7 protein-coding genes and 5 pseudogenes are annotated in these 12,801 nt (G+C 53.4%); 4 read left to right on the forward strand and 8 right to left on the reverse strand.

The features are described 5' to 3' along the window. Positions 1-7: 7 nt before the first annotated feature. Positions 8-1,159, reverse strand: a complete 1,152-nt coding sequence (locus OGY19_RS18285; RefSeq protein ID WP_040063370.1) for an IS30 family transposase — start codon at positions 1,157-1,159, stop codon at positions 8-10. 64 nt (positions 1,160-1,223) lie between these two features. Here OGY19_RS18285 and OGY19_RS18290 point away from each other — a divergent pair. The 3 genes and pseudogenes from OGY19_RS18290 to OGY19_RS18300 form a co-directional block, all read left to right on the forward strand. After that, positions 1,224-1,649 (forward strand): annotated as a pseudogene (locus OGY19_RS18290) (transposase domain-containing protein); the annotation flags it as partial. Positions 1,650-2,321: 672 nt separating this feature from the next. After that, a complete protein-coding gene (gene ltrA / locus OGY19_RS18295) occupies positions 2,322-3,830 on the forward strand; it encodes a group II intron reverse transcriptase/maturase (RefSeq protein WP_047358972.1) in 1,509 nt (502 codons plus the stop codon). Positions 3,831-3,910: 80 nt separating this feature from the next. Next, a pseudogene (locus OGY19_RS18300) lies at positions 3,911-4,098 on the forward strand (DDE-type integrase/transposase/recombinase); the annotation flags it as partial. 165 nt (positions 4,099-4,263) lie between these two features. On the opposite strand, the gene OGY19_RS18305 reads toward OGY19_RS18300, so the two are convergent. From OGY19_RS18305 to OGY19_RS18330, 6 genes and pseudogenes are all read right to left on the reverse strand, one after another. Further along, a complete protein-coding gene (locus tag OGY19_RS18305) occupies positions 4,264-5,268 on the reverse strand; it encodes a LacI family DNA-binding transcriptional regulator (protein ID WP_003029591.1) in 1,005 nt (334 codons plus the stop codon). Positions 5,269-5,297: 29 nt separating this feature from the next. Continuing rightward, positions 5,298-6,698, reverse strand: a complete 1,401-nt coding sequence (locus OGY19_RS18310) for a sucrose-6-phosphate hydrolase (RefSeq protein ID WP_121527359.1) — start codon at positions 6,696-6,698, stop codon at positions 5,298-5,300. After that, positions 6,698-8,068 carry a sucrose-specific PTS transporter subunit IIBC gene (locus OGY19_RS18315; RefSeq protein ID WP_000345204.1) on the reverse strand — a complete coding sequence of 457 codons (1,371 nt, stop codon included), beginning with the start codon at positions 8,066-8,068 and terminating at the stop codon, positions 6,698-6,700. The genes OGY19_RS18310 and OGY19_RS18315 overlap by 1 nt, the downstream gene beginning before the upstream one ends. A 137-nt stretch (positions 8,069-8,205) precedes the next feature. Continuing rightward, on the reverse strand, positions 8,206-9,723 hold the full coding sequence (locus tag OGY19_RS18320; protein WP_003029587.1) for a carbohydrate porin: 1,518 nt from the start codon (positions 9,721-9,723) through the stop codon (positions 8,206-8,208). 166 nt (positions 9,724-9,889) lie between these two features. Continuing rightward, entirely contained in the window at positions 9,890-10,813 is a 924-nt protein-coding gene (gene cscK, locus OGY19_RS18325) for a fructokinase (RefSeq protein WP_121527358.1), read from the reverse strand. 249 nt (positions 10,814-11,062) lie between these two features. Next, positions 11,063-11,509 (reverse strand): annotated as a pseudogene (locus OGY19_RS18330) (IS3 family transposase); the annotation flags it as partial. An 80-nt stretch (positions 11,510-11,589) separates the two neighbouring features. Between OGY19_RS18330 and OGY19_RS18335 the strand changes: the two are divergent. Then, a pseudogene (locus tag OGY19_RS18335) lies at positions 11,590-12,428 on the forward strand (IS3 family transposase); the annotation flags it as partial. Between the two features lie 16 nt (positions 12,429-12,444). On the opposite strand, the pseudogene OGY19_RS18340 reads toward OGY19_RS18335, so the two are convergent. Further along, positions 12,445-12,801 (reverse strand): annotated as a pseudogene (locus OGY19_RS18340) (IS1-like element IS1B family transposase); the annotation flags it as partial.

Genomic DNA, 12,801 nt, shown 5'->3' on the forward strand with positions numbered 1-12,801 from the left:
TGTAGATTCAATCTGTCAACGCAACACTCCTTTCAATTATCTCTTTCGGTGTTTTGAACTTCAGTGTCTTTCTTGGCCTGTTGTTTAGCTGAGTTGCGACTTTATCCAGCTCATGTTGAGTATATTGGGCAAGGCAGGTTTTTTTGGGAAAGTACTGTCGGATTAATCCATTAGTGTTTTCGTTTGTTCCTCGCTGCCAGGGACTCTGAGGATCGCAGAAGTAAACTTTAACGCCCGTGCTACCAGTAAATTCCAGATGCCTAGCCAGCTCCATTCCTCTGTCCCATGTCAGTGATTGCCGGAGTTCAGGTGGCAAGCTCAGGAATTTTTCTGTAAGAGCCTGATTCACTGAGAAAGCGTCTTTTCCTCTGAGTTTCAGGATGATCGTATAACGTGATTTTCGGTCTACAAGTGTGGCGATATGCGAGTTTTTTGTACCTGACACCAAATCGCCTTCCCAGTGCCCCAGAGAGCGTCTGTTATCGATATGCCGCGAGCGTTCGTGGATTGGCGTTCCGTTTACTATGTTGATGGTGCCTCTTTCACCTTTACGAGTATGGCGTCTGCCATGACGTAGGCTGTGCGATCGGCGCAGATGCTGTACATTCAGGTGGTGTAGCGCTTCACGACTACGAAAATACAGCGTTTTATAAATTGTCTCTGGCGATATTCTCAGTGTTTTTTGACGCGGCTTCGTTCGTCTTAACCATCCTGATATTTGCTCTGGCGACCACTTCATCTCCAGCTTTTCCAGAACAAGCTCTCGCAACGGTAAATTCTGATCCAGTAAGCACGGTTTTGGTCTTCTCGCCATCCTGTTGGCCCGGTTATTAGCATCTACAGCTTTGTAATAGCGCCTGCCTCGATTGCGCTGAACTTCACGTGAGATCGTCGAAGGACTACGATTTAGTGCAGTAGCTATCGCACGAATGCTCATTTTGGCTGACAAACCGGCTCGTATTTCCTCGCGCTCAGATAGCGTCAGGTGAGCCACAGCCCGCTTGCGCTCATTGGGTTTTATACCGCCAGTATCCCTTAACATAGTGAAGATGGTTCCTGGTTTCGAACCCAGGATATTAGCTATCTCGCTGAAGCCTGTTCCGTTCTTCCACAGTTCAAAAACAGATGCTTTTTCCTTTGCTGTAAATGTCCGTCTCATCCAAAGATCCTCCGCAACCTCATGTTTTCACATAACTGTTGCGCTGACCAATTGAATCTACAACCGCGCTCTTGATGTCAGACTCCCTGAACAGTTCTCATTAATCAGGAAACTCAGAGCGCAGTATCCTGTGGTCACACTTTGCCACGTGTTCGGGGTTCATCGCAGCAGCTACAAATACTGGGGAAAAAGCCCCGAAAAGCCAGACGGCATGCGAGCTGTGTTACGCAGTCAGGTTCTGGAACTGCATAACATCAGCCATGGCTCTGCTGGCGCAAGAAGTATCGCGATTATGGCAACCCTGAAAGGCTTCAGAATGGGACGCTGGCTTGCCGGAAGGCTCATGAAAGAACCGGGTCTGGTGAGTTGTCAGCAGCCTACCCACCGGTATAAACGTGGTGGTCATGAACACACCGCTATCCCGAATCGCCTTGAGCGACAGTTTGCAGTGACAGAACCGAATCAGGTGTGGTGCGGCGATGTGACGTATAGTGTGCCCGGAGTTCAGGGCGGGCATGGATGCTCAAATGAACCACGAGTCTGTCTGGAATATTGAAACGGCAACTCATGACGAGAAGCCCAACAATCCCACCGGGTGTGACGGTGGAGAGCCTGAGCGGCAGTGACCTGCGGCATGCCCGCAGGGTGATGTAACCCGCTGACAACGGGGATTGAGGCGAGATCACTAAGCCGAGATGATCCTCAAGGTTGAGTGCTGAAAGGCTGAAGAACATGAACCCGTTAATCCGCCTCTGTGGGTTGAAAATGTCACCACGGCCTACGTGATCTGACAGGCCGTGCAGGAGGAACTGCCAGTGATACGTAAGCACTGTCGGTCGAAGGTGTTTTGACATGTATGCAAAACACCGGGGCAGCAGCGCCTATCACGCTCGCGTTGCTGACTTCTGCCAACTTGCGGCAAGCAAGGATAAAGAGTGCGACGGGCAGCCTCCTCAGTATGTCTGAGTCCAGGCAGGTGAACCGGGGAAGGTCAGTGACGGATATTAAGGGGGCATGGCCCTGATAACGCACTGGCTGGCGGAGCTTCCGTAGTAGTCCGCGGTGGGGAAAGCCCATTACATGGCGAAGGGAAGCAGTTTAAATATGTTTGCGAAGTGAATTAACTGACCCAATGAGGTGAAGACCTTTGATAATCAGCGAAATGCAACGCAAGCTTGCCACATGGGCAACAGCCGATCCGTCCCGACGGATTGAACGGCTGCTGCGTCTGATAACACAACCAGAATGGCTGGCTGATGCGGCGCGGATCACGCTTTCATCAAAGGGGGCGCATACCCCCGGCGTTGATGGCGTGAACAAGACAATGCTACAGGCCAGACTGGCTGTTGAGCTACAAATCCTCAGGAATGAATTACTCTCAGGTCACTACCAGCCCTTGCCCGCCAGACGGGTTTACATTCCTAAAAGCAACGGCAAACTGCGACCACTGGGCATCCCCGCGTTACGGGATCGTATTGTTCAGCGAGCCATGCTGATGGCGATGGAACCAATATGGGAGAGTGATTTTCATACGCTCTCATATGGCTTCCGGCCTGAGCGCAGTGTCCACCATGCGATCCGAACGGTGAAATTACAGCTCACTGACTGCGGTGAAACACGGGGACGCTGGGTAATTGAAGGCGACCTGTCCAGTTACTTCGACACCGTACATCATCGACTGCTGATGAAGGCTGTACGCCGCAGGATCAGTGATGCACGTTTCATGACTCTGCTGTGGAAAACCATCAAGGCGGGGCATGTTGATGTCGGTCTCTTCCGGGCGGCCAGTGAAGGCGTACCGCAGGGCGGAGTGATCTCGCCGTTGCTGTCGAACATTATGCTGAATGAGTTCGATCAGTATCTGCATAAACGCTACCTGAGCGGGAAAGCCCGAAAGGACCGCTGGTACTGGAACAACAGTATCCAGCGAGGTCGAAGTACAGCGGTCAGGGAAAACTGGCAATGGAAGCCCGCTGTGGCGTACTGTCGGTATGCCGATGACTTCGTGCTTATTGTCAAAGGCACCAAAGCGCAGGCGGAAACCATCAGAGAAGAGTGCCGAAGCGTACTTGAAGGCTGTCTGAAACTCAGGCTGAACATGGACAAGACCCGGATCACCCATGTTAATGACGGTTTTATCTTTCTGGGTCACAGGATCATCCGTAAACGCAGTCGTTACGGCGATATGCGGATGGTCTCGACGATCCCGAAGGAGAAAGCCAGAAACTTCGCTGCGTCGCTAACGGCTTTGTTATCAGGCAATTACAGTGAAAGCAAAATCGATATGGTTGAGACACTCAACCGGAAACTGAAAGGCTGGGCTGCGTTCTATCAGTTCGTTGATTTTAAAGCCAAAGTATTCAGTTATATCGATCGAGTGGTGTTCTGGAAGCTGGCTCACTGGCTGGCCCGAAAATATCGTAAAGGTATTGCCTACCTGATGAGGTGGTGGTGTAAATCACCGAAACCGGGGCAGAGTAAAACGTGGGTTTTATTTGGTAAAACCAACCACGGGAAGCTCAACGGTGAAGTACTTTATCGGTTGGTCGGGCAAGGCAAGAAGCTGTTCCGCTGGCGCTTGCCAGAAGGTAACCCTTACCTGAGGACAGAAGCCAGAAATACGTATACATCGCGTTTCACAGAAGTGGCAATGGCGTTTGCCAGTGTTTAAATGGAGAGCCGGGTGCGCTGAAAGGTGCACGTCCGGTTCGGAGAGGAGAGGCAGGGAAATAGTGCGACTACGCCCTGCCTCTTACTCTACTCTGGACAGGCAAGCGTTGGGCTTACCTTGCTGTTGTTCTCGATCTGTTCGCAAGGAAACCTGAGGGTTGGGCAATGTCATTCTCACCGGACAGCAAGCTGACATCAAAGCGCTGGAAATTGCGTGGGAAGCTGGCGGTAAACCCGCCGGAGTGATGTTCCACAGTGACAGTAATAATGCCGGTGTCAGTCTTTACCACCACTCAGTTTGCCGTTTAAACCGATTGGTGTGATTACTGATGCAGTGAAGACCTATCCGCATCACATCACTACAAATATTGATTTTTGATTGTTGGATTCGCACCAGATTTCACCTCTGTAGGGTATTCAAAAATGCTCAGTTATTACTGATGCCTAAACTGCAGCGTTGCGGGCAGGTAGCGTTGTAGCGTTTCGGGCGTATCGCCCTCGATCAATTGGCTTATCAGATCATAGCAGTGCCAGGCCAACTGGCGGTTATCCTGCTGTACGGTATCGATACGCAGCGACAGCGAATCATAAAGATAGTGATCGTCAAAGCTCGTCAGATGGATATCTGAGTCGAGTAAATGGTGCTGGCTCATATAGCGCAGTACCCCTTCGAGCAGTCCACAGGCGGCAGTGAACAGCGCCTTAGGCGGCCGCCCAAGTCGCGCGCAGAGTGCGGCGAACATCTCATAGCCTGAGCTCGGGTGGTAGTTACCGTTAATCACCCATTCCGGGCGCAGTGCAATACCCGCCTGAGCCAAACCCTGCGTGAAGCCGGTCAGACGATCGCGTGAAGGCGACAGACGCGACTGACCGCCTAAAAACCAGAACTCATCGCTATGCTTAGGTGCAATGCGGGAAATCAGTTCCGCCGTTGGGGTAATCGAATCAGTCATCACCAGCGGCAGCAGGCTTTCATTAGGACAACGGTCAAACAGCACTACTGGCAGTTGTTGGCTGAGCTTAAGATAGTCGGCATCGTTGTGCATACATGAAGCGACGATCAGACCGTCAACCTGGCGGGAAATCATGTTATTGACCACCACGCTCTCCTGACCGGGGTTTTCATCAGTACAAGAGATCAATAGCTGGACGCCTGCTTCGCGGCACAGCATTTCCAGCTCATGTGAAAAGACCGCAAAGCCGTGGTTGGTGATCTCCGGCACCACCAGTCCGATGGTGTGGCTGCGGTTGTCGCGCAGCGAGCGGGCGTGAATGCTTGGCTGATAGTGCTGCTCACGGGCAATCGCCAGTACTCGCTCACGCGTTTCCTGCGCCACACGCAGCTCCTTACCACGACCGTTCAGTACTAGGCTGGCGGTCGCTTTTGAGACGCCAGCCTGTTCGGCGATATCTTTAATGGTTACGCGTTTAGTTTTCATTACGACGCCATGAGCTTGAGGCAAAACGCTTATTCTACCATGCAAGTTCGCAGCGGCCAGTAGCAGAATGCGTCCGGTGTGATGCCGGAGAACATTAGCTGCCCTGAACAGGCCGGGAAGTAGCGGCAGCTCATCACTCCTTCGCCGCCGTTGATGAAAATCTCCACGCTAGACTGGTCGATGAAAATATGCAGCGAGCGGACGTCTCCGCGCCAGTAACGATAATGCTTCTCGTCGCTGGCCAGACTGGGTCGGGCCAGGCGGATCCCGCTGGCATCGCGTTCAAGGGTTAATGCGCCGTCAAAATCGAGGCTCAAAATATCGTCCCCAGTGGTTTGTAGAACGATTTCCATCGGTGCCAGCGGCAGGGAGTTCCCTGCCCAGCCGTGCGCTTCGCCGCGCAGGGCGCTCAGCTCTCGTAGAGGACGTTGGTATAGCTGACCATCGATAAGCTCCAGCTCACGCAGGCAGGTCATCTGATGGATCCAGCCGTTGGTGAGGGTCGGTTGAAGCATCTCTTCGCCCTCCGGCACGCCCATCCAGCCGACCAGCAGACGGCGGCCATCACTGGTAAGCATGGTTTGCGGGGCGTAGAACTCAAACCCTGCGTCCAATTCGTGCAGTTCGCCATGCTCGAAGGCCGCGCGGTGGTAGTCGAAATCGCCGCTCATCCACACTGCCGGGTAGGTGTTGAGATAGCGCTCTTTCTCACGAGGCACGCCCTGCGGGCAGCAAATCAGGACATGCTGGTCGCCGAGGGCAAACAGGTCCGGGCATTCCCACATATAGCCCGCGTCGTCCAGGCCATTGATGCCATAACCGGCGATTTCGCCCTGACTCGTCCACTCATGAAGGTCCGCTGAGCTGAATAACAACACCTTGCCACGCTTTTGCAAATCCTGTGCGCCCAGCACCATGTACCAGCGACCTTCGTGCTGCCAGACTTTCGGGTCACGCACGTGGCCGGTATAGCCCTCCGGCAGCGGTAATACCGGGCCGAGTTTGGTAAACGTGCCGTCGGCATTTTCCGTCGCCAGGCACTGCCACGCGGTTCGGCTGCCGTCGTCAAATTTTACGTTGCCGGTATAGCACAGGGTGAGCGTGCCCTGACTATCCACGGCGCTGCCGGAGTAGCAGCCGTTGCGGTCATACTCTTCATCCGGCATGAGCGCGATCGGCTCATGTTGCCAGTGCAGCAGGTCGGCAGAGCTCCAGTGCCCCCAGCACTTGAACTTATGATCGCAGGCGAGCGGGTTCCACTGATAAAACAGGTGATAACGTCCGGCAAATTCAATAAAGCCGTTGGGATCGTTCATCAGCCCGGTCACCGGCGCATGGTGCCAGCGGGGATAGTGGCTGTCGGTCAGCGCGCGCGGCTGGCCCTGCATAACAGCCTGCAAAATCGCAGGCAGGCGTGATGGATGTGACATTATTCAGCGTCCGTTTTGTATTTCAGTACCAGGGAGACGACAAAGGCGACGCCAAAGGCGATAACCATCCCGATAATGTAGTTCAGCAGCGAGCTGGCCTGCACGATAGCCATGCCAGGGATAGCCGTCAGGCCCACCGCGGTCATGTAAACATGCATGGATACCACCCACGCGCCGCCCACCGCGCCGCCAATCAGGGCTGCGATAAACGGTTTTACAAAGCGTAAGTTAATACCAAAAATCGCCGCTTCGGTGATGCCGAGCATGGCAGAAAACGCCGAGGGCAGGGTAATGGCTTTGATTTTGGCATCTTTCGTTTTGAACCACACCGCCAGACAAGCACCGCCCTGAGCGACGTTGGCCATCGCCCAAATCGGCAGCAGGAAGTTGACGCCGATGGATGGGTTGCCCAGCAGTCCCGCTTCGATGGCGTGGAAGCTGTGGTGAATACCGGTAATGACGATAACCGAATAGAGACCGCCAAACAGCAGTCCGGCCAGCCAACCGGCGTGGGTAATCAGGGTGCTGAGGACAAACGAAATACCGTCGCCAAGCGCGCGACCAGCCGGGCCGATAATCAGCAGGGCGATAAAACCGGAAATGATCACCGTCAGGAACGGCGTCAGGATCAGATCCAGTGCATCGGGGATCACGCGACGTAGCTGTTTCTCAACGATGCTCATAAACCACACCGCCAGCAGCACCGGGAACACCGTGCCCTGATAGCCGATCATGGCAATCTCAAGGCCGAAGAAGTTCATGGTGTGGAAACCGGCGGCCACACCCCAGGCGTTGGTGAGCGCCGGGTGAGTCAGGATGCCGCCAAGCGTCGCGCCAAGATAAGGATTACCACCGAACTCGCGGGCGGCGGTGAAGCCAATCAGAATCGGCAGAATAATAAACGCCGCTGAGCTGCACATATCCAGCATGATGTAGATGGCGTTACCCGGGTCGACCCAGCCGTACGTTTTAACCATCCCCAGAAGGCCCATCAACAGGCCGGAGGCGACGATAGCCGGGATGATCGGCACAAAGATGTTCGACAACAGGCGGGCAATGCGCTGGAAAGGATTCAGTTTTTTCGCCGCAATGTCGGCAGCTTCCGATTTGCTGGATTCGCCAATCCCTGCCGCCTGGATAAAGGCGGCGTAGACTTTGTTCACCACCCCGGTGCCGAAGATAATCTGCATCTGTCCGGCGTTACGGAAACAGCCCTTCACCCCATCAATTTTGCCGATGGCCTGCTGATCGGCCAGTGAGTCATCGACCAGCACCAGGCGCAGGCGTGTGGCACAGTGCGCGGCGCTGGCGATATTTTCCTTGCCTCCCAGAAGCGGAAGTAGCGAGCGGGAAATCTGTTCAAAATCCATAGTACCCTCTGAATGCGTATTGATTTTCGAGTTGTCGTCCCGTGGTAGCCGGGGCGCATTCTCTTCGTTGTTATTGTGTCCGGGGCGACGAAACGTATTTTGTCGCCCCGGCGGTTACTGTCGCCAGGTGTTAACCATCAAAACCAGGTTTCCATCTGCATCCCGAACGACCATTCGCCGCCCGATTTAAAACCACTGCTGCCCAGCGCGTCATCGCTGGCGTAATTATTGAGTTTTTTGCTCCAGTCCATCCACGAGGTGTAAAGACGGATTTCAGGACGGCTGAAGAAATCGCCGATGTCGCCAACCTTAAAGGTCGGGGCGAAGGTGAGCTTGTAGAAGCTGCCGTTTACCGCATGGCGATCGTTATAACCTTCAGGTTTGAGATCCATATACTGGTAACTGCCTTCATAAGCGAGGGCGAAGTTTTGATTGATCTCCTGGATCAGACGCATGTTGAGGGTTGCCCACTGGTAGCTGTCGCCATCGACATAACGGTCTTTACTGGTTTGTGCCAGTATCGCCGGGGCGATAAACCAGTTCTTGCTCAGTGGCGTGGTGCCGTAGCTGGCGAAGCGCCAGGTGTTAGCCCCCGAGCGTAACGCGCCGTCAGAGCCGACACCTTTAACTTCGGCACCCAGTCCGTGACCGTAGAGCAGGGCGGTTTTGCTGGCACCTTCACGCAGGCCGTAAAAACTGTCGTTGTGCAACCCGAGCAGCGCATGTACACCGGTATTTGCCGCATCGCCTTTGACCGGATTACCGTTGGTATCCTGGCGTTCGTCGTTGTCTTTTGCCCGCATCCCGCTGACCATCATCTGCACCGGCCCGATGAAATTGTTCATGCTGACGATGTAGTTCTGCACACTGTTGCTGGTATCAGCAATATCGCCGAAGTTACGCCCGTAAAGAGAGAAGTTGCTGCGAACGCTGTCGTTCCACCTGACATCATAAATACCGCCGCCGGTACCGGCGAGGAACACGACATCCGAGTCGATCCAGTGAATGTCAAAGTTATCCCGGTCAAAGCGTTTCCCGGCCCACAGGGTGGAGCCTTTAAACGGCCCGTCGAAGGTGGGCAAGTTGCCCAGTTCAACAAAGGCCTGACGCACGTTCAAATCACTGGTGCTCGCCGTCCAGTCGTTATAAGTGGTTTGACCGTCGGCGACCATGACTTTGAAGCGGGTCGTTGCCCCGTTATCCAGGGTCTGCTTATGTTCAAGATTCATTTCAACATAGGTATCGGCCTGGTTTCCCAGGCGGCCAATAGCCCCACCGGTTTCCCCTGCTGGCGTCATGTAGGCTCCGGATTTGGTGCTGGCGCCGGAGTCATTCATTATCACGCCGGAGCGGGCGTAGCCGTGGAACTCAAACCCGCTTTTCTCATCGGCTTTTTTCTCCAGTTTGGCGGTACGCTGAGCCACTTCCTGAGTGCTGTCCTGGGTTTTTTGTTGCTGTGTCGTGAGCTGCTGTACTTTCTTCTCTGCCGACTCTGCGCGGGTTTCTGCCGTTTGCGCTCTGTTTTCGGCATCCTGTAAGCGTTTTTCCAGCGCAATTAAACGGGCTTCGATACTGCTGAGATCCGTTTGTGCATGGGCTGAGGCGGCGCCGGTTAGCAAAGCGATAAGAACCGCGAGTGTGCTTTTTCTGAACATATTGATTGCATCCCAAAAGGAAAATAAAACATTGTGTGTTTTTTGCTAAACCGGTTTAGTTGCTATGTTAAGCACGACATTTAACATTTTGAAATTGATTTTGCTAAACCGGTTTAATAAGTGTGATGGATGCAACAAAGTGGACCGCGTACGACGGTATTTAGGATCAAATCTGGCGGTGTAGATCGCACTGGTATGGCAGGGCAGTCATCGCGCCTTTCGCCAGGGTTGCCAGGGCACCGCAGGTTTGCGCCAGAGCGAGCGTTGGCTCCAGGGCATTGATATCCGCCGGCATCCCGTTGGCAGCAAGGCTGGCAAGCAGTCCGGCGACAAACGCATCGCCCGCACCGGTGGTATCCACGCTGACAACCGGTTTAGCGCTGAAATGGGTACACTTCTGCTGAAAAGCGGCAAGCACCCCCTCTTTGCCCCGCGTCACCAGTAGCAATTCCGGCTGATAGCGCTCTGTTACGCTGGCGATTCCGTATGCTAAATCTTTACTGCCGCTGATGAAGACCAGCTCCTCTTCCGATAGCTTTACCACGTTTGCCATGGACAAAGCGCGATCGAGGCAGGCTTGCAGCAAAGCCTGATCCTGCCAGAGATCAGGACGAATATTAGGGTCAAAGCTGATCCGACCGCCGACAGACTTAATGTTCTCCATAGCCGCGAAGGTAGCACTGCGGCTGGGCTCGGCGCTGAGCGCGATGGAGCAGACGTGCAACCACTGTCCGGCGGCAAACTGTGGCAGGTCTTCTTCAGCCAGGAACAGGTCAGCGCTGGGGCGTACCATAAAGGTAAAGGTGCGTTCACCTTGGTCATCAAGGTCGACCACCACAGTGGACGTGCGGTGATGATCGTCAAGATACATATGGCTGACGTCGACCTGCTCCTGTTGCAGGGTATGACGCATGTAGCGGCCAAACGGGTCACCGCCGACGCGGCCGATAAATCCGCTGTTGCCGCCAAGGCGGGCAACCCCTACCGCCACGTTAGCCGGCGCGCCTCCAGGGCACTGTAGCAAGCGCCCTTCACTCTCCGGTAGCAGGTCCACCACTGCGTCGCCCAGAACCCAAACTTTTGCTTTCATGCTAAAACCCTCCAAGGCTAAACTTAATTAAACCGGTTTAGCATATTAAATCACAATGAATGAGTGGGTGGAAAGTTCCAGCCGGAAAAGCGCTGCTCAGGGCATAAAAACGTGAGCCGCCTTACGAAATAGAATTGATTCGACAGCTGTGAAGACTTACGTCCTGGACACAAATGGATCCTGGATAAATTACCATGCAACTTGATGAAATTATTATGTTTTATCTTATTTTGAATAGACCTCAGTTTCCTAGACGGTTCCGTGCCTCATGAACCAGGCACTTTCATAAATTGCAGGGGGTTGATCCTCACAGGCACTGTGGCGGCGTTTAGCATTATAAAACATCTCTACATAATCGAAGATATCTGCCTTCGCTTCTTCCCTGTTTTTATAGATCCGTCTCTTTATGCGTTCCCGTTTTAGCAACTGGAAAAAGCTTTCTGCCACTGCGTTGTCATGGCAATTACCCCGACGACTCATGCTGCTTTTCAAATTGTGAGATGCCATAAAATGCTGGCACCTTTCGCTGGTATATTGAGAACCCTGATCTGAATGGATTAATACTTCTGCTGTCGGTTTACGTCGCCATTCCGCCATCAATAATGCATCCATCACTAATTCAGCGGTCATTCGTCCTCCCATGCTCCAGCCTATAACCCGACGTGAGAAGAGATCGAGAACAACAGCCAGATATAACTGTAAGTATCCCGCATAATCGTGCCATTCACATTTAGAGACCCTCCGGCATAATCACTCTGCCAACAAAGGAGATCGCTATGCGTAAAGCCCGTTTTACTGAGCATCAGATCATTGCTGTAATTAAATCGGTTGAAGCCGGACGAACCGTTAAAGATGTCTGCCGGGAGGCCGGTATCTCTGAAGCCACCTACTACAACTGGAAGTCCAGATACGGCGGCATGGAGGCTTCTGATATTAAAAAGATCAAGGATCTTGAGGACGAGAATCGACGTCTCAAACAGATGTTTGCCGACCTGAGCCTTGAGAACCGGGCGCTGAAAGACGTTATCGAAAAAAAGCTTTAAAACCAGCCTTTAAGCGTGAGCTGGTCACTCATCTGATAACGACATTAGGACTCAGTATCCGTCAGGCCTGCCGGAGTCTGAACCTGAGCAGAACGGTTTACCATTACCGTCCGGATACCACGCGTGACGAACCCGTTATTGTCGCGTTACAGGCAGTGGCAGAGCGATACCCACGGTACGGTTTTCCAAAACTTTTCCAGGTTCTGCGGCGGCAGGGATACCCGTGGAATCACAAAAGGATCCATCGTATTTATTGTCTGCTGAAGCTGAATTTTCGCCGTAAAGGCAAACAACGGTTGCCGGTGCGTAATCCCTCGCCACTGGCCACACCGGAAGCGCTGAACCAGAGCTGGTCTGTCGATTTTATGCATGATGCTCTGGTCTGTGGCCGTCGTTTTCGCACGTTCAATGTCGTTGATGACTTTAACCGTGAGGCATTGTCGATTGAAATCGATCTGAATCTGCCAGCTTTGCGCGTGGTCCGTGTACTCGACAGGATCGCGGCAAATCGCGGCTATCCGGTCATGCTACGCATGGATAATGGTCCGGAATTTATCTCACTTGCACTGGCTGGGTAATGACTCCAACTTATTGATAGTGTTTTATGTTCAGATAATGCCCGATGACTTTGTCATGCAGCTCCACCGATTTTGAGAACGACAGCGACTTCCGTCCCAGCCGTGCCAGGTGCTGCCTCAGATTCAGGTTATGCCGCTCAATTCGCTGCGTATATCGCTTGCTGATTACGTGCAGCTTTCCCTTCAGGCGGGATTCATACAGCGGCCAGCCATCCGTCATCCATATCACCACGTCAAAGGGTGACAGCAGGCTCATAAGACGCCCCAGCGTCGCCATAGTGCGTTCACCGAATACGTGCGCAACAACCGTCTTCCGGAGCCTGTCATACGCGTAAAACAGCCAGCGCTGGCGCGATTTAGCCCCGAC

This window comes from Citrobacter sp. Cy070 (assembly GCF_030332245.1).
In the GTDB taxonomy this organism is placed as follows: Bacteria; Pseudomonadota; Gammaproteobacteria; order Enterobacterales; family Enterobacteriaceae; genus Citrobacter; species Citrobacter youngae.

Bases quoted from the DNA above. Each gene is read 5' to 3' on its own strand.
- OGY19_RS18305 (WP_003029591.1), bottom strand. From the start codon at position 5,268: ATGAAAACTAAACGCGTAACCATTAAAGATATCGCCGAACAGGCTGGC.
- cscK (WP_121527358.1), bottom strand. From the start codon at position 10,813: ATGAAAGCAAAAGTTTGGGTTCTGGGCGACGCAGTGGTGGACCTGCTA.
- OGY19_RS18320 (WP_003029587.1), bottom strand. From the start codon at position 9,723: ATGTTCAGAAAAAGCACACTCGCGGTTCTTATCGCTTTGCTAACCGGC.
- ltrA (WP_047358972.1), top strand. From the start codon at position 2,322: ATGCAACGCAAGCTTGCCACATGGGCAACAGCCGATCCGTCCCGACGG.
- OGY19_RS18285 (WP_040063370.1), bottom strand. From the start codon at position 1,159: ATGAGACGGACATTTACAGCAAAGGAAAAAGCATCTGTTTTTGAACTG.
- OGY19_RS18310 (WP_121527359.1), bottom strand. From the start codon at position 6,698: ATGTCACATCCATCACGCCTGCCTGCGATTTTGCAGGCTGTTATGCAG.
- OGY19_RS18315 (WP_000345204.1), bottom strand. From the start codon at position 8,068: ATGGATTTTGAACAGATTTCCCGCTCGCTACTTCCGCTTCTGGGAGGC.